Genomic DNA, 16,736 nt, shown 5'->3' on the forward strand with positions numbered 1-16,736 from the left:
AGATTAGCGAAACCTTAATGCCCTGTTTGTGACGGACACTCCTTGCATGCAGGCCATTTAGGGTCTTCACTGTAGGGAATAATGACGTTCTGGAGGTAGGTGTGGCAGAGCAACTGGAATTTTTCCCTGTCCAGAGCCCGTGCCGGGGTATTTGCCAGGTTGATGAACGAGGATACTGCCGTGGCTGCATGCGCACACGCGATGAACGTTTTAACTGGCAAAATTTCAGCGACGCACAAAAGCAGGAGGTCTTACGGCTCTGCCGACAACGTCTGCTGCGCAAAATTCGTGCAAACAAAGCGGTTGAAACCGAAGAACCTCAGCAACCTTCACTGTTTTAGCAGGGTAATTGCGTATACTGTTGACATGACTTCCTTGAGGAAAATGTTATGGTTCAGCGTATTACCCTTGCCCCGCAGGGCCCGGAATTCTCCCGATTCGTTATGGGCTACTGGCGCCTTATGGACTGGAATATGTCTCCGGTCCAGCTGGCGGACTTTATAGAAGAGCATCTCGATCTCGGGATCACCACCGTCGATCACGCTGATATTTATGGCGGCTATCAGTGCGAGGCCGCTTTTGGCGAAGCGCTGAAGCGTGCGCCAGCGCTGCGTGAACGTATGGAGATTGTGACCAAATGCGGTATTGCCACCACAGCAAAACCGGAGCATGCACTTGGGCATTACATCACTGACAGCGCGCATATCGTTAAAAGCGCTGAGCAGTCACTGGTCAACCTGGCCACCGATCGTATCGACCTGCTGCTGATCCACCGTCCCGATCCATTGATGGATGCGGATGAGGTTGCGGAAGCGTTCCTGACGCTACACCAGAGCGGCAAAGTGCGTCATTTTGGCGTATCTAACTTCACCCCGGCACAGTTTGCGCTATTGCAGTCTCGCCTGCCGTTTACGCTGGCGACGAATCAGGTGGAGATTTCGCCTGTTCATCAGCCGCTGCTGCTGGATGGCACGCTCGACCAATTGCAACAGCTGCGCATCCGTCCAATGGCATGGTCTTGCCTGGGCGGCGGCCGCCTGTTTAACGATGAAGCATTCCAGCCGCTGCGTAACGAGCTTGAAACGGTGGCCCGCGAACTGAATGCGGAGAGTATTGAGCAGGTGGTTTACGCCTGGATCCTGCGCCTGCCGTCTAAACCGCTGCCGATTATCGGCTCCGGCAAAATTGAGCGTGTCCGCGCTGCGCTTGTTGCTGAAGAGCTGGATATGACGCGTCAGCAGTGGTTCCGCATCCGCAAGGCGGCGCTGGGCTACGACGTACCCTGAGCACGCCTGAACCTGACTTTCCGGTGAAATCTGCGCCGCTGGTATAAACTTAAGGTGCAAAAAATAACCCGTGGAGGTCATATGAAGCGTTTTGCTCTGGCAGTGGTCACGCTGGTTGTTTGCGCAGGAGCGCAGGCAGCCAGCGAAGAAGTTGAAATGAATCTCGTCACTTCTCAGGGAGTAGGCCAGTCCATCGGGACGGTGAAAATCACCGAAACCGATAAAGGGCTGGAATTTGCTCCCGATCTCAAGGCCCTTCCACCCGGTGAACATGGTTTTCACGTTCATGCCAAAGGCAGCTGTCAACCTGCAATGAAAGAGGGGAAACCTTCAGCCGCTGAGGCCGCTGGGGGGCATCTGGATCCGCACAACTCTGGTAAGCATGAAGGCCCGGAAGGTATGGGGCACCTCGGCGATCTGCCGGTGCTGGTGGTGAATAACGACGGTAAAGCCACCGATCCGGTTGTTGCGCCCCGGCTGAAAAAGATTGACGAGGTCAAAGGCAAGGCGCTGATGGTCCATGTGGGCGGCGATAACATGTCCGATCAACCTAAACCGCTTGGCGGCGGCGGGGCGCGCTATGCCTGCGGCGTGATCTGATCGCCAATTGTTCCGGGTGGCGGCGCCTGTTCAAGCTGTGACAGGGAGCAGTGCAGCCGCCAGATAATGGACGCCAGATCGCGGGCCGCAGGCTGATGGTGGTGCGCCAGAGCGTCGCAAATACGCTGAAGCTCGGCGAGCGTGACGCTCAGGGGGCGTTGCTGAACTCCGCGCTCGCTCATCACATCGCGAAGCATGGAAATACAATTATCGCGGACCTGCGAAAGCGGGTCGGAACGCGTCTCCCAGGCACGCAGCTGCCACACCACGTGCGAACAGTTCAGCAGCACCACGCCCCAGCGCAGTAGCCAGCGACGGGAGAGGGAATCCTGGCTGTTGTTCAGCTGGCTGACATGATGGTAAACCAGCGATTCATACTCGCTTTCACGCAGATGCGGGCTGCGACTCAGTTGATCGACAAAACCCCTGCGCAGCTCACGAATATGCCTGCGGCTTTTACGCGCATCCGAGCCCGGGCGTAGCACGGCGAAAGCCAGCCACGCCAGCCCCACGCCGAGGATCTTCGCCAGGTTATCGTTGAGAAAATCAGCGTAATCGTAAACCGGAGGATTCGTTACAGAGATAAATGAGCCCATAAAAACAATCAACTGCCCCCACAGACCGGCCAGTTTTGGCATTTGCAGTTTGAGCAACTGCATGGTGGTTAACAGCGGGAACAGAAACAGCAGAAATTGCCAGAGGTCGGTTATCTGCACCATCAAACCAAATTTCACCACGAAGCTGAACAGCGACAGCAGTACCAGCGTACGCAGCAGAAGCGTCAGGGAATTAAACGGGGAAGCGGCGACGGAATAGAGCACGCAGCTGATTGCCGCAAGCGTCAGGGCTGCACTGCCCGCATCCCATTGGGTGGTGATGGCCCATGCGCCCACGGCCGTCAACGCGCAAAACGTACGAAAACCGCTCCACAGCGCCTCCATTGCGTCGGTATGGCGCGCCAGAGCTGGGCTACCGGGAACGGAAAATTCGGTGACGGGCGTGGCATTTTCGACGGCTTTTAACCAGCGGCTGCTGCGCAGATACAGGCGGCAGAAATAGTTCAGACGCTGCCAGAAGGCGCGGTGCCGGTAATCATATTCATCCGTTGGGGCGAGCGGCGCGATAATGCGGGCCACGGTATAGATATCGGCATCCGGACGCGCAAGGGCGGCGAGCAGCGCCTCGATAACTTCCCGGGTATGGGCTGGCGGCGCAGGCCAGTTCAGCAACATCCGGCGAAGGCTCGAGATCGCACTCGTCATCCGCAATTGCTGGTGCAGTAAATAGTTCAGGAGCGTGTTCTGGCGACGAAAACGGTAGTGGCTCCAGAATGCCTGGATGCGTAACAGGTTCATGGTCAGGATCTGGCCGATGACCTTTTCGTGTGCTAGACGGATGTTATCGCTGCTATCAGGCTGCCAGAGCAGGCTGGCATGTTCCAGCAAACGCGCGTGCATCGTTTTAAGGGCGGTGATAAGCGTAGTGCCATCCGAGGTGCTGGGCAGGATCATCATCATGACGCCGCCGCACAGAATGCCGACCATCACTTCACATACGCGTGCCTGGGCGATGTCCCATAGCTCGGTGGTATCCAGCACGTTGACGACCGGAAAGGCGATAATGGCTGCGGTGTAACCTGCCAGTTGAAACGCGTACGCAACGTTGTTGGTAAAATGGGCGCAGGCCCAGGTGCACAGCCCCAGCCATGCCGACATGCTTAACAGAAAGAGCCAGGGATCGTTCAGGGTATGGCCGGCAAGAAGCAGTGCAGCGGTCGCACCCAGCAGGCTACCCGCCACGCGCCCGAGGCTTTTACTGATAACGCCCCCGACGGTAGGGAAGCTGACGACCGCCGCAGAGGTCATCGCCCAGTAAGGCTCATCCAGATTCAGATAATAGGCAACCGTAAGCGCAAGGCACATGGCGATGCCGTTACGCAGCGCGTAACGCCACTGCGGCCGTGTCGCTTTTATCCACGGCGTATTGCGCCAGGAGAAAGCTCCCAGGTTCATCATCGCGATCCGATGGCGACGGTGCAGGTTGTGCCAGAGACCAGAGTAATGTCTTTCGGCAGTTGCTCTAACTCGACGCGAACAGGCACCCGCTGAGCCAGACGCACCCACGGTACGTTGGGTTTGATGTCAGGCACCAGACCAGAATCGGTTTCCACGCTCTGATCGTAAATTGCCCGACCTATGCTACTAACGTGACCCTGTAACTTTTCTGCACCGCTGTAAAGCGTGATCCGGGCAGGCGCACCCTCGCGGATATGCCGCAGCTTGGTCTCTTCAAAATAACCTACAACATAGAAAGAGTGGCTATCTACCAGGGCAAAGACCGGCTGGCCTGTGGTGGCGTAATCCCCCACACGGGTCGACAGGCTCGTGATCCATCCATCCACCGGAGCTTTGACAACGGTCTGGGTCAGTTGCCACTCGGCCTGTTTCAGCGTTGCCTCTGCAACCTTCAGGCTGGCCTGCATGGCTTTTACATTGATATTGGCGGTATCGAGATCTTCCGCAGAGATGTAATTCCTCGACAGATGTCGGCGACGTTCGGCTTCGTTATTGGCTTTTGCCAGATCTGATTGAGCTTTTGCGAGCTGCGCCTGGGCATTGAGCACCGCAATGTGGAAAGGGGTCTCATCGATGCGGAATAACACATCGCCCGCATGAACGAACTGGTTGTCCTTCACCAGCAGCGCGCTGATACTGCCGGACACCTGTGGCGTGATGCTGACCTGTTCTGCGCGGATCTTGCCGTCACGCGTCCAGGGCGACTGCATGTAATAATTCCAGAGCCACCAGCCGGCCATAAGCGCCAGCGCTAAAACGAAAAGAGTGGAAAAATATTTTAACGTTTTCAATGCTATTCTCACCACACGGTTAACACGGCAAGGCCAAGACAGACGGAAAGGGTAAACAGGGAGAGATCCATTAACATCGGGTGCCAGATTTCACCGGAATACATCCAGTCGCGCAGCAGACGATGCGCAATGAGCCAGATCACAAAACCGACCATCACGGCTTTAAACAGTGGCGGAAAGTAGACCGATGCGCCGACAATCAGATCCTGGAGGGGCAACCCTGCGGAGAGGGAAAAGAACGTCACAAGCAGTGATCCTTTGCAGTGGGGTGAGGGCCACAATGGCATATTTCAATGCGATGGCGCATTACCGTTCAGTGTAAATCATCCTTTCAGGAATGATGAATACCGTGATTGCATTTGTTTTGGCAATACAAATACTGCAAACTATTCTAAAATCACTATAATCACTTAGCAAGCTAATTATAAGGAGATGAAATTGGAATCGCCATTAGGTTCTGATCTGGCAAGGTTGGTACGCATCTGGCGTGCTCTGATTGACCATCGCCTGAAACCTCTGGAACTCACGCAGACGCACTGGGTTACGCTGCATAACATTCATCAGCTCCCGCCCGACCAGTCACAGATCCAACTGGCAAAAGCGATTGGCATTGAGCAGCCGTCACTGGTGCGCACTCTTGACCAACTGGAAGAGAAGGGACTTATCTCCCGACAAACCTGCGCCAGCGACCGTCGCGCCAAGCGGATCAAATTGACGGAAAAAGCGGCCCCGATTATTACTGAGATGGAAGCTGTCATCAGTAAAACGCGTGGGGAGATCCTTGAAGGTATTTCCCCCGCTGAGCTGGAGATGCTGATAGGACTCATCGCCCGTCTTGAGCAGAACATCCACGATCTGCAGTCTCGCGACTGACCGAACGTAAAGGCCTTGCGAAATCAAGGCCTTTCTTATTATCTGAACACCACCACCCGGTTGCGCCCTGTCTCTTTTGCCTCATACATGGCTTTATCCGCGCTCTCCACGCAGGTTTCCGCACTGGTTTCCGGCGAGGTTGCGGTGAATACGCCCATGCTGATGGTAATAGGTTCCGGCAGATGACCGCCGCTGCTGGCTTTATCAAACCCGCTCAGCTTGAGGCGAATGCGCTCGGCCACCTGCCTCGCGGCGTCTGAAGGGGTATTTGTCAGCATCAACACAAACTCTTCACCACCGATTCGGGCCGCGATATCCTGGGGGCGCACGGAATCCGTCAGCAGATTAGAGACGAACTGTAATACCTTATCTCCCTGCAAATGCCCGTAACAGTCGTTGATACGCTTGAAACGGTCAAGGTCGCTTACTACCACCGATACCGGGTGTGCCTCCGTTGCAGTGCTGAGGGCGTAGTTTAATGAATCATAAAAATAGCTGCGATTATAAAGACGGGTAAGCGGGTCGCGGATTGAATTTTGATATGACTGCTGGTATTTGACGTGCGAGTCACGATACAAATTAAAGACGTCGGAAAGCAAAATGAAAATAATCATTAATGTCGCGATAGTTTCGAATAACCGGGCGCGGTACCATGATACATCTTCTACGTATCCACCTAACAACAGCATTAACAGCGTGACGACATAACAGACGCATAAAAAATTGCCGCCCGCCCAGAACAAATTTCTTATCCGGGTCACGACCATCAGGGTGATTAATGTGACAACCCAAAGAATGACCAAAATGATGTTGATGGTCTGGCTCCAGAGAATCATGAACTGCCGGGTTTCATTATCCACAAGATCCAGGGTTAACGTCGTGGAATGGCTGGAATAGAACCACGCCAGCCAAAGCATGCAGCCCGTAAAGAGAGCCGATCCGACAACAATACCGATGTGGGTGCTTCGTGAAAGGGGGGAAACGCGAAGCGTATAAAGTAAGGCTGAGGCTATCATGAGCACCGCCATTAAGAGGTGTCGGAACATATAAAAGATCATCGCGTCATTATAGTTCGCCTCGTTGAACTGATAGAGATCCAGCCAGCCTGGAAAACTGGATAGCGTACCCACCATCAGCAGTGCTGAACCGGCAAAGGCTGACGCAATCGGAACGAGATATAGCCGTTTTTTATCACACCAGTATTTCATTGCCATAAAACAGGCGATAAACAGATGGAATACCAGAAGAAAAATAGTGAGCGTAGGGAAAAATAGCGGAGAGAATGAAGGAACCCATTCAACAAGCTTTATAAAACAACCTTGTAACACGGCAATGATAAAAATGCACCCAAGTGCAAAGGCCACAAAGCGGTTCATTACAAATCGACAGTTCGCAAGCATAGAATGTTAAAAAATTAAAAAGAGGAAAAAGAGAATCAGACGAGTCTAAAAGAGGGAAATAAAAAATACTTTGCGCAGGAACAATATCAGAGGGAATTAATTATACGCCGTGTGAATGTATTTTTATAAATACATTTTTTAAAATGATAGTTTTTGTAAATGGATGCGGCCCGAAAGGACCGCATCCGTCGGGATATTAACGCGGGGAGACGGTGACCTGGCTACCGTTGCTTGCCAGTACAACACGCTGGCCTGCAGAAAAGCGAGTATTACCCTGTTTCTGCACAACCATAATGGTGCTGCCATCGTCTTTACGGATTTCCAGCTCAACGCCCTGAGTTTTGTTCATCGCACCCTGAACGCCCTGACCCGCTACGCCGCCTGCAACTGCGCCTGCTGCGGTAGCCAGAGAGCGACCGGTGCCGCCACCAATGGTGTTGCCCAGGAAACCACCCAGCACAGCACCACCGATTGCGCCCACGACGTTCGTGTCATCACCACCCTGAATCTGAACAGGACGGGCATTAACGATAGTACCGTAGGTCACGTTCTGTACCTGTTTAGCTTCAGAAGCACTATATACGTCGCCGGAGAGTGAATTGTCGTTCACACAACCCGCCAGTGTTAAACCAATCAGCGAAACGCCCAGTACACGTAAAATCATTTGACTCTCCTGTTCACCAAAAAACGCCCGGTTGGGGCATCCGTTATGGCTAAATTATATGGCATTCCTGACCACAGTTCATATCTTTGCATGCCGAATAGATAAATTTTACCTGAACGGGGCTTAACGGGACATAAACAAAAACCGTCTGTGCTACAGGTCTGAGATTGTTAAAAAATATTATCACCGGATAGCAAAGCAGCGTTATTTATGATGGAGTGGTTGCACTTAGCCCATGTAACGTAAGGAAAGCGCATGAAATCGGGTCGCTATATCGGTGTGATGTCTGGTACCAGTCTTGACGGTGTGGATGTCGTTCTGGCCGCCATTGATGAAAACATGGTGGCGCAGCAGGCAAGCCTGACCTGGCCTATTCCGGTCTCGTTAAAAGAAGAGATCCTGAGCATCTGCCAGGGGCAACAGCTGACGCTTTCCCAACTGGGCCAACTGGATGTGCGTCTGGGGGCGCTGTTTGCTGATGCGGTACTGGCTCTGATGCAGCAAGAAAGACTTCATCCGCAGGATGTCGTGGCAATAGGCTGCCATGGGCAGACCGTCTGGCATGAACCTGTCGGCGAGGCGCCGCACACGATGCAAATTGGCGATAATAACCAGATTGTGGCAAAAACCGGCGTGACGGTGGTGGGGGATTTCCGTCGTCGCGATATGGCCCTCGGCGGGCAGGGGGCGCCGCTGGTTCCGGCATTTCATCAGGCGCTGCTGGCGCACCCGGTGGAGCGCAGAATGGTCCTGAACATTGGCGGGATTGCCAACCTGTCGATGCTCATTCCCGGGCAGCCCGTGCGTGGATACGATACCGGGCCCGGTAATATGCTGATGGATGCCTGGATCTGGCGTCAGAACGGTAAACCCTACGACAAAGACGCGCAGTGGGCCAGCCAGGGGAAAGTGATCCTTCCCTTGCTGCAAGCCCTGTTAAGCGATCCATTCTTTGCCCTGCCAGCGCCGAAAAGCACGGGGCGAGAGTATTTCAACTACGGCTGGCTTGAACGTCATCTGGCACGCTTCCCCGGCCTTGCGCCTCAGGATGTGCAGGCTACGCTGACTGAGCTTACCGCCGTGTCGATTTCTGAACAGGTGTTGCTCAGCGGCGGGTGCGAGCGTCTGCTGGTATGCGGAGGCGGAAGCCGCAACCCCCTCCTGATGGCACGCCTCGCCGCCCTGCTGCCGGGCACCGAAGTCACGACCACTGACGAAGCCGGGATCAGCGGAGACGACATGGAAGCGCTGGCCTTCGCCTGGCTTGCCTGGCGTACGGTTGCCGGTCTGCCCGGGAATTTACCCTCCGTAACCGGTGCGCGAGAGGCGAGCGTCCTCGGTGCTATTTTCCCGGCAAATCCGCGCCATAATCAGAGTTAACTGAAATTCAGCGGGAGGCATAACCCGTAAAATAGGGAAAAACAGGAGGGCGGTTAGGCCCTCCAGGACCAGGATAGTCTTCGGAATCTGCCCATGAAAAAACTTCTTCTCATTGCTGTACCTTTTCTTATGACCGGATGCAGCGTCTATAACCAGTTCGTTGAGCGTATGCAAACCGATAAGCTGGAATATCGTTGTGATGAAAAACCGCTGACGGTGAAGCTGAACAACACTCGCCAGGAAGCCAGCTTTGTTTATGACAATAAGTTGTTGACGCTGAAGCAGGGGATGTCCGCCTCCGGGGCGCGTTACACGGATGGGATCTACGTCTTCTGGTCAAAAGGTGACAGCGCCACCGTCTATAAGCGAGACCGCATTGTGCTGAACAATTGTCAGCTGGAAAATCCGAAGCGTTGAGATTTTTGAAGGGGGCGCGCACAATAGCGCCACCCAATCTCACTTTCAGCTAACGCCATGTCAGATAACGACGAACTACAGCAAATTGCGCATCTGCGCCGTGAATACACCAAAGGCGGTCTGCGCCGCCAGGATCTTCCCGCCGAACCGCTGGTGCTTTTTGAACGCTGGCTGAAACAGGCCTGCGAAGCGAAACTGGCCGACCCGACGGCGATGGTCGTTGCCACGGTTGATGAAAACGGTCAGCCGTATCAACGCATCGTTCTTCTTAAGCATTATGACGAGAAAGGGCTGGTGTTCTACACCAACCTTGGTAGTCGTAAAGCGCATCACCTGGAAAATAATCCGCGTATTAGCCTGCTCTTCCCGTGGCATATGCTTGAGCGCCAGGTGATGGTTACCGGCAAGGCAGAGCGCCTCTCTACGCTCGAAGTGGTGAAATATTTCCACAGCCGACCGCGCGACAGTCAGATTGGCGCCTGGGTTTCTAAACAGTCCAGCCGAATCTCGGCCCGCGGCGTACTTGAAAGTAAATTCCTCGAACTCAAACAGAAGTTTCAGCAGGGTGAAGTGCCGCTGCCGAGTTTCTGGGGCGGGTTCCGCATCCCCATTGAGCAGATGGAATTCTGGCAGGGCGGTGAGCACCGCCTGCACGATCGCTTTTTATACCAGCGCGACAACGGTGGCTGGAAAATAGACCGACTGGCACCGTAATCCCCAAAATTTGTTGATTTAAGCGCTAGCGCACACCGCGCTGGCGCTTTATTCTATGGTCCTTTCGCATCAGGCGAAAAGTCGTGTACCGGCAAAGGTGCAGTCGTTTATACATGGAGAATTTGATGGCAAGCAGTAACTTGATTAAACAATTGCAAGAGCGGGGCCTGGTGGCCCAGGTGACGGACGAGGAAGCGTTAGCAGAGCGACTGGCGCAAGGCCCGATCGCGCTCTATTGCGGCTTCGATCCCACCGCTGACAGCTTGCATTTGGGGCATCTTGTTCCATTGTTATGCCTGAAACGCTTCCAGATGGCGGGTCATAAGCCTGTTGCCCTGGTTGGCGGTGCGACTGGTCTGATTGGCGACCCAAGTTTCAAAGCCGCTGAGCGTAAGCTGAATACCGAAGACACCGTGCAGGAGTGGGTGGATAAGATCCGTAAACAGGTTGCACCGTTCCTGGATTTCAACTGTGGTGACAACGCTGCGATTGCGGCGAACAACTACGACTGGTTTGGTGGCATGAACGTGCTGACGTTCCTGCGTGACATCGGCAAACACTTCTCTGTTAACCAGATGATTAACAAAGAAGCGGTCAAGCAGCGTCTTAACCGTGACGATCAGGGTATCTCTTTCACCGAGTTCTCCTACAACCTGTTGCAGGGGTATGACTTCGCCTGCCTGAACAAGCTGCACGGCGTGTCGCTGCAAATTGGCGGTTCTGACCAGTGGGGTAACATCACCTCCGGTATCGATCTGACCCGTCGTCTTCACCAGAATCAGGTGTTTGGTCTGACCGTGCCGCTGATCACCAAAGCAGACGGTACCAAGTTTGGTAAAACCGAAGGCGGCGCAGTATGGCTGGATCCGAAGAAAACCAGCCCGTACAAATTCTACCAGTTCTGGATCAACACGGCGGATGCCGATGTTTATCGCTTCCTGAAATTCTTCACCTTTATGGATATCGAAGAAATCAATGCGCTGGAAGAAGAAGACAAGAACAGCGGTAAAGCACCGCGCGCCCAGTATGTGCTGGCCGACGAAGTGACTAAACTGGTTCATGGTGAAGAAGGTCTGGCAGCGGCGAAACGCATTACGGCGAGCCTGTTCAACGGGACCCTGAGCGATTTAAGCGAAGAGGACTTCGAACAGCTTGCTCAGGATGGCGTGCCGATGGTGGAGATGGAAAAAGGCGCCGATCTGATGCAGGCGCTGGTGGACTCCGAGCTCCAGCCGTCTCGCGGTCAGGCGCGTAAAACCATCGCCTCTAACGCGATCACCATTAATGGCGAAAAACAGGCCGATCCGGAATACACCTTTACCGAGAACGACCGTCTCTATGGTCGCTACACGCTGCTGCGTCGCGGTAAGAAAAATTACTGCCTGGTCTGCTGGAAGTAATTAAAAGTACGCAGGGGCGTGGGAAACCACGCCCCTTTTGTTTTGACAGGGTTTGGTAAGTACAACATGAAGAACATCCTCGCCATTCAGTCCCACGTTGTTTTTGGACATGCTGGCAACAGCGCTGCGGAATTCCCGATGCGCCGCCTCGGGGCCAACGTCTGGCCCCTCAATACCGTTCAGTTCTCGAATCACACCCAGTACGGTAAATGGACCGGCTGCGTGATGCCGCCTTCGCATCTGACGGAGATCGTTCAGGGGATTGCGGATATCGACCAGCTTAAACACTGCGATGCCGTACTGAGCGGTTATCTGGGTTCGGCGGAGCAGGGGGAACATATCCTCGGCATTGTGCGCCAGGTGAAAGCGGCAAACCCCGCGGCGAAATATTTCTGCGATCCGGTGATGGGACATCCTGAAAAAGGCTGCATCGTCGCGCCGGGCGTTGCGGAGTTTCATGTCCGTCATGCATTGCCTGCCAGCGATATTATTGCGCCCAACCTGATTGAACTTGAGATCCTGTGCGAGCATCCGGTCAACAGCATAGTAGAGGCTGTACGCGCCTCTCGCGAGCTCCTCGCCCAGGGGCCAGAGATTGTGCTGGTTAAGCACCTGGCACGCGCAGGGTTGAGCCAGGACCGTTTTGAGATGCTGCTGGTGACCAAGGACGAAGCCTGGCACATCAGTCGACCGCTGGTGGATTTCGGTGCGCGTCAGCCTGTCGGGGTCGGGGATGTGACCAGCGGTTTGCTGCTGGTGAAGCTATTGCAGGGCGCGAGCCTGCGCGATGCGCTGGAGCACGTAACCGCAGCCGTTTATGAAATCATGATTGCGACGAAGACGATGCAGGAATATGAGCTACAGGTGGTTGCGGCGCAGGATCGCATCGCGAAGCCCGAGCATTATTTCAGCGCAACCCAATTGTAAGAGCAGGGATAGTGTAGGCCGGGTAAGCGCAGCGCCACCCGGCAATACAGCGCGCTCGGATTAATTCAACCCTTCTGCCTTCAGCGCCGCTGCAACCGCAGGGCGTGCCGCTACGCGTTCCATATACGACGCAATATGATCTAATCCTTCCAGGTTCAGCTTCACCGCGCGCGCCCAGCGCAGAACGGTAAACAGATACGCATCAGCAATGGTGAAACGCGCACCGCAGATCCACTGATCGTCTTTCAGTGATTCATTAATGTACTGCATCTTTTTCTCAAGTAACGCACGTACGGTCGGTTTGTACTCTTCCGGAGTATCCGGGCGGAACAGCGGCGTAAAGCCTTTGTGCAGCTCGGTCGCGATGTAGTTAAGCCACTCAAGGGTTTTATAGCGAGAGATACTGCCTGTTGGTGCCAGCAGCTGACGATCAGGCACGTTGTCGGCCAGGTACTGCATTATCGCCACGCCTTCGGTCAGCAGCGTACCATCATCCAGCAGCAGGGCCGGAACCTGCCCTTTTGGGTTAATCGCAAAAAAGTCATCCCCGTTTTCCAGGCGCTTTTTCATCAGGTCAACGCCGTCCAGCGTGAAATCCTTACCGCTCTCGCGAAGGGTGATATGCGAAGCAAGAGAGCAGGCGCCCGGTTTATAGAACAGTTTCATCGGTAACTCCTTTTTGCTGAGGTTCCCGCTATGTTAGTGCGCGTTCAGATAAAAAAAAAGCCGCTAATCAATTAGCGGCTTCTGTTCAGTCGTTTCCCGATGACATTACGCGTTCGCGGTGTTGGTCGCTTTAGCGGATTTGTCGTCGTCCTGCGTCATACGATTGAGTTTTGGTGCGGTGAGCAGCATCAGCACGGCAATTACGGCTGTCGCGATACCAATTTGCATGAACACGGTACCGTAGACGTTCAGGGAGACCAGCGGGTCGGTAACGTTGTCCGGTACCGCCATCAGGTTCGCAATCTTACCTGCAATGATGGCTGCGCCAGCGGTCGTCAGGAACCAGCTACCCATGATGAAGCCCATCAGACGCTGAGGGACCAGCTGTGCAACCATCGCCAGGCCCAGACCGGAGATCATCAGTTCACCGATGGATTGCAGCGCATAGCTTAGGATCAGCCAGTTAACAGACACGATACCCGCGTCGGTCGCGAATTTCGTCCCCAGCGGCAGCACCAGGAATGCGCCAGAGCACAGCACCATACCGATAGCGAACTTGTGCGGCATCGGCAGACGGTCGCCCATCTTGTTATAGATAGCGGCCAGAATCGGGCTACCAATCATGATCCAGAACGGGTTCAGTGCCTGGTACTGCTCCGGCTCGAACGCGATACCCAGGATGGAGTGCTCAACGTTGCGGATTGCGAAGAAGTTCAGAGACGTCGGCATCTGGCTGTACAGGACGAAGAAGATAATCGCTTCCAGCATCAGGATGAACGCCACAATCATCTTACGACGTGCCGCACCCTGCATCGCGAAGGCTTCTTTAGCGAAGATAATCACGATACCCAGCGCAACCACGGCCAGCACGGCACGTGCAATACCCTGGTTGTGCAGCAGCCAGGTCGCGACAGCGGCCAGGATCACAATGCCGACGATGGTTGCCAGCAGTTTGCCCATATGCACGGGTTCGAAGTCTGGTTTAGAACCATAATCTTTAACCCAGCTGCGACAGAACAGGAAGTTCACAACGGTGATCAGCATACCCACGAAGCTCAGCGCAAACGCTACGCTCCAGCCGAATTTCGCGGCCAGCCATGGGGTTGCCAGCATAGAGAAGAATGAACCGATGTTGATGGACATGTAGTACATGGTAAATGCACCGTCCAGACGCGGATCATCTTTGTTGTAGCAGGTAGAAAGCAGGGAGGACGGGTTAGCCTTAAAGAGGCCGTTACCTACCGCGATGGTAGCCATGCCCATGTATACCACGCCCGCATCGTGCCCGGACCATGCAACCAGGCCATAGCCAATCGCCAGAACCACGGCGCCCAGCATAATGACACGTTTCGTACCGAGAACTTTATCGCCTAACCAGCCGCCGATGGCGACCAGGCCATAGACCAGAGCGCTGAAGGACGAGAACAGCGTGATGGAATCGGCTTCGGACATACCCAGTTGCTTAACCAGGTAAACGGCCATAATCCCTTGCAGGCCGTAGTAGCCAAAACGCTCCCATAATTCGATAGAGAAAATGAGATAGAACGCTTTAGGCTGTTTGAAAGCGTTAAGACTTACGCTCTCATCTGTTGGTTTATTGTTTGCAGTAGACACATATACCTCTTTTTTTACATCCCATATTAACGGGGGTGTTCATAGCGTGATGACCGTAGTCCATCCGCTTTATAGTTATATTGGGAGGGGAAACGGCGGGTAATGTTCACTATCCAGCCCCATCTGGCAATACGTTTGTAATAATCTGTTACATATAACTGTGGTGGTATAATCATCGGTTCACGCAAATGTTATGCAGCGTTAAATTTCATCCGTTGAGAATTGGTGGTTTTTTTCACTGTAAATGACCCTGATGAATGGCTGTATGGCGATATGTTCTGCTATTTTGGGTGAAAGGCAGTGATATAGCCCATATTCTGAAAAATGACTGGTCTTATATGCGGTGAGTAAAGGATGAGATCTTGTCTGGCAAAGGCGTGGAGAGGCTTTTAACAACAAAAATCCAACATCAAGTTATCAGAGTGATCGCGATCACAGATGTATAGAAATTTTTGGTGATGAAAAAACTATTAACCTGTTTGAGTGTTAAATATCCGCAGAATCGACAACACTTTATTGACAATGAGAGGGAAAATTACGGCCAAGGGAGAAGATATCAGAGCCCTTGTTTAATCTAAGGGCTTGAACAGTAACAAGTGTATGTACCTTCAGGGATAGACTTTTTCTTTGTATTCACAGAGATCTTCGATAATGCAGGAGCCGCAGCGTGGCTTACGTGCAATACAGGTATAGCGCCCGTGAAGGATTAGCCAGTGATGGCAATCCACCTTAAATTCCGCAGGGACCACTTTTAATAGCTTTTCTTCCACCTCTTCCACGTTTTTACCCGGCGCGAACCGGGTGCGATTAGAAACGCGGAAGATGTGAGTGTCCACGGCGATCGTCGGCCAGCCAAACGCCGTGTTGAGCACGACATTTGCCGTTTTACGCCCGACGCCTGGCAACGCTTCCAGCGCTGCGCGATCTTCCGGGACTTCACCGCCGTGCTGCTCAAGCAGGATCCGGCAGGTCTTAATGACGTTTTCGGCCTTACTGTTAAACAGGCCGATGGTCTTGATATAGGATTTTACCCCTTCAACCCCCATCTCCAGCATGGCCTGCGGCGTGTTGGCTACAGGGTAGAGCAGGGCCGTGGCTTTGTTGACGCTCACGTCAGTGGCCTGCGCAGAGAGCAGCACCGCGATCAACAGTTCAAACGGCGAGTTAAAATTCAGCTCTGTCGTTGGATGAGGATTCTCATCGCGCAGGCGCGTCAGGATCGCAATGCGTTTCTCTTTATTCATACTGCTTTCTCGGGGATCCCTTCCTGTACGCTGCGTTCAGCGGCGCGGCGTTTACGTTTTTCATCAATCAGGTATTTTAACGCCAGCATCATTCCAAGGCCAATGAATGCGCCTGGCGGTAGCATGGCCAGCAGGAATGGGGTGTCCGTATGGAACACCTCGATACGCAGCGATTTCGCCCAGCCGCCAAGCAGCGCGTCCGCACCGTCGAAGAGCGTACCGTTGCCCAGAATTTCACGCAGAGAGCCGAGGACGAACATGGCGGCAGTCGCGCCCATGCCGATGGAAAACCCATCCAGCGCGGAAATTGCCGGGTTGTTTTTCACCGCGAAGGCTTCAGCGCGTCCCACGACAATACAGTTAGTCACGATAAGCGGAATGAAGATCCCGAGCGACTGGTACAGGCCAAATGCGTAGGCGTTAATCAGCATTTGCACGACGCTGACCACCGATGCAATGATCATGACATAAATCGGAATACGGATTTCCGATGGCGTCCAGCGGCGCAAAACAGAAATGGAGAAGTTGGTCAGGGTCAGCACCAGCGTGGTCGCCAGCCCCAGCCCGAGCGCGTTGGTGGCGGTAGACGTCACCGCCAGCAGCGGGCACAATCCCAACAGCTGTACCAATGCCGAGTTGTTCTTCCAGAGTCCCTGGACGATAACCTCTTTAACCTGGCTCATGG

18 protein-coding genes are annotated in these 16,736 nt (G+C 53.8%); 9 read left to right on the forward strand and 9 right to left on the reverse strand.

Annotated elements, in window-relative coordinates; all coding sequences use genetic code 11:
* Nucleotides 1-101: 101 nt before the first annotated feature.
* The 3 genes from ACQG1K_RS09640 (at nucleotide 102) to sodC (ending at nucleotide 1,886) form a co-directional block, all read left to right on the forward strand.
* Nucleotides 102-341: a DUF1289 domain-containing protein gene (locus ACQG1K_RS09640; protein ID WP_023299951.1), complete on the forward strand. Its 240-nt coding sequence runs from the start codon at nucleotides 102-104 to the stop codon at nucleotides 339-341.
* 48 nt (nucleotides 342-389) lie between these two features.
* Nucleotides 390-1,286 (forward strand): aldo/keto reductase, encoded by an 897-nt coding sequence (locus ACQG1K_RS09645; RefSeq protein WP_003857612.1) that lies wholly within the window; start codon nucleotides 390-392, stop codon nucleotides 1,284-1,286.
* Nucleotides 1,287-1,367: 81 nt separating this feature from the next.
* Nucleotides 1,368-1,886, forward strand: a complete 519-nt coding sequence (gene sodC / locus ACQG1K_RS09650) for a superoxide dismutase [Cu-Zn] SodC (RefSeq protein WP_022647904.1) — start codon at nucleotides 1,368-1,370, stop codon at nucleotides 1,884-1,886.
* Here sodC and ACQG1K_RS09655 read toward each other — a convergent pair.
* Genes ACQG1K_RS09655 through ACQG1K_RS09665 form a run of 3 tightly spaced genes read right to left on the reverse strand, consistent with a single transcriptional unit; the run spans nucleotide 1,865 to nucleotide 4,997 of the window.
* Nucleotides 1,865-3,898, reverse strand: coding sequence for an FUSC family protein (locus ACQG1K_RS09655; RefSeq protein WP_032677351.1), 2,034 nt, complete (start codon nucleotides 3,896-3,898; stop codon nucleotides 1,865-1,867). The genes sodC and ACQG1K_RS09655 overlap by 22 nt on opposite strands.
* Nucleotides 3,898-4,758 (reverse strand): efflux RND transporter periplasmic adaptor subunit, encoded by an 861-nt coding sequence (locus tag ACQG1K_RS09660; RefSeq protein ID WP_038417029.1) that lies wholly within the window; start codon nucleotides 4,756-4,758, stop codon nucleotides 3,898-3,900. Before ACQG1K_RS09660 ends, ACQG1K_RS09655 begins: the two co-directional genes overlap by 1 nt.
* Nucleotides 4,759-4,760: 2 nt before the next feature.
* Nucleotides 4,761-4,997 (reverse strand): DUF1656 domain-containing protein, encoded by a 237-nt coding sequence (locus ACQG1K_RS09665; protein WP_022647907.1) that lies wholly within the window; start codon nucleotides 4,995-4,997, stop codon nucleotides 4,761-4,763.
* A 187-nt stretch (nucleotides 4,998-5,184) separates the two neighbouring features.
* On the opposite strand from ACQG1K_RS09665, the gene slyA reads away from it, so the two are divergent.
* Nucleotides 5,185-5,625, forward strand: a complete 441-nt coding sequence (slyA, locus tag ACQG1K_RS09670) for a transcriptional regulator SlyA (protein ID WP_032623345.1) — start codon at nucleotides 5,185-5,187, stop codon at nucleotides 5,623-5,625.
* 38 nt (nucleotides 5,626-5,663) lie between these two features.
* On the opposite strand, the gene ACQG1K_RS09675 is transcribed toward slyA, so the two are convergent.
* Both ACQG1K_RS09675 and slyB read right to left on the reverse strand, forming a co-directional pair.
* Entirely contained in the window at nucleotides 5,664-7,025 is a 1,362-nt protein-coding gene (locus tag ACQG1K_RS09675; RefSeq protein ID WP_367075224.1) for a GGDEF domain-containing protein, read from the reverse strand.
* Nucleotides 7,026-7,221: 196 nt separating this feature from the next.
* Entirely contained in the window at nucleotides 7,222-7,689 is a 468-nt protein-coding gene (gene slyB, locus ACQG1K_RS09680; protein WP_022647910.1) for an outer membrane lipoprotein SlyB, read from the reverse strand.
* A 255-nt stretch (nucleotides 7,690-7,944) separates the two neighbouring features.
* On the opposite strand from slyB, the gene anmK reads away from it, so the two are divergent.
* From anmK to pdxY, 5 genes are all read left to right on the forward strand, one after another.
* A complete protein-coding gene (gene anmK, locus ACQG1K_RS09685; RefSeq protein ID WP_032624364.1) occupies nucleotides 7,945-9,069 on the forward strand; it encodes an anhydro-N-acetylmuramic acid kinase in 1,125 nt (374 codons plus the stop codon).
* 87 nt (nucleotides 9,070-9,156) lie between these two features.
* On the forward strand, nucleotides 9,157-9,486 hold the full coding sequence (mliC, locus tag ACQG1K_RS09690; RefSeq protein WP_100248986.1) for a C-type lysozyme inhibitor: 330 nt from the start codon (nucleotides 9,157-9,159) through the stop codon (nucleotides 9,484-9,486).
* A gap of 57 nt (nucleotides 9,487-9,543) precedes the next feature.
* Nucleotides 9,544-10,200, forward strand: coding sequence for a pyridoxamine 5'-phosphate oxidase (gene pdxH / locus ACQG1K_RS09695; protein ID WP_003857601.1), 657 nt, complete (start codon nucleotides 9,544-9,546; stop codon nucleotides 10,198-10,200).
* 125 nt (nucleotides 10,201-10,325) lie between these two features.
* Entirely contained in the window at nucleotides 10,326-11,600 is a 1,275-nt protein-coding gene (gene tyrS / locus ACQG1K_RS09700) for a tyrosine--tRNA ligase (protein ID WP_038415949.1), read from the forward strand.
* Nucleotides 11,601-11,666: 66 nt separating this feature from the next.
* Nucleotides 11,667-12,527, forward strand: a complete 861-nt coding sequence (gene pdxY / locus ACQG1K_RS09705) for a pyridoxal kinase PdxY (RefSeq protein ID WP_426720872.1) — start codon at nucleotides 11,667-11,669, stop codon at nucleotides 12,525-12,527.
* 60 nt (nucleotides 12,528-12,587) lie between these two features.
* Here the strand turns inward: pdxY and gstA are convergent, their stop codons facing one another.
* From gstA to ACQG1K_RS09725, 4 genes are all read right to left on the reverse strand, one after another.
* Nucleotides 12,588-13,193, reverse strand: coding sequence for a glutathione transferase GstA (gene gstA / locus ACQG1K_RS09710; protein ID WP_023299960.1), 606 nt, complete (start codon nucleotides 13,191-13,193; stop codon nucleotides 12,588-12,590).
* Nucleotides 13,194-13,298: 105 nt separating this feature from the next.
* Nucleotides 13,299-14,807 (reverse strand): dipeptide/tripeptide permease DtpA, encoded by a 1,509-nt coding sequence (dtpA, locus tag ACQG1K_RS09715; protein ID WP_023299961.1) that lies wholly within the window; start codon nucleotides 14,805-14,807, stop codon nucleotides 13,299-13,301.
* A gap of 608 nt (nucleotides 14,808-15,415) precedes the next feature.
* Nucleotides 15,416-16,051 (reverse strand): endonuclease III, encoded by a 636-nt coding sequence (gene nth / locus ACQG1K_RS09720; protein WP_063146033.1) that lies wholly within the window; start codon nucleotides 16,049-16,051, stop codon nucleotides 15,416-15,418.
* A complete protein-coding gene (locus ACQG1K_RS09725) occupies nucleotides 16,048-16,734 on the reverse strand; it encodes an electron transport complex subunit E (protein ID WP_003857592.1) in 687 nt (228 codons plus the stop codon). Before ACQG1K_RS09725 ends, nth begins: the two co-directional genes overlap by 4 nt.
* Between the last annotated feature and the right edge of the window lie 2 nt (nucleotides 16,735-16,736).

The organism is Enterobacter cloacae complex sp. 402C9, from assembly GCF_050030745.1.
Taxonomy (GTDB): domain Bacteria; phylum Pseudomonadota; class Gammaproteobacteria; order Enterobacterales; family Enterobacteriaceae; genus Enterobacter; species Enterobacter intestinihominis.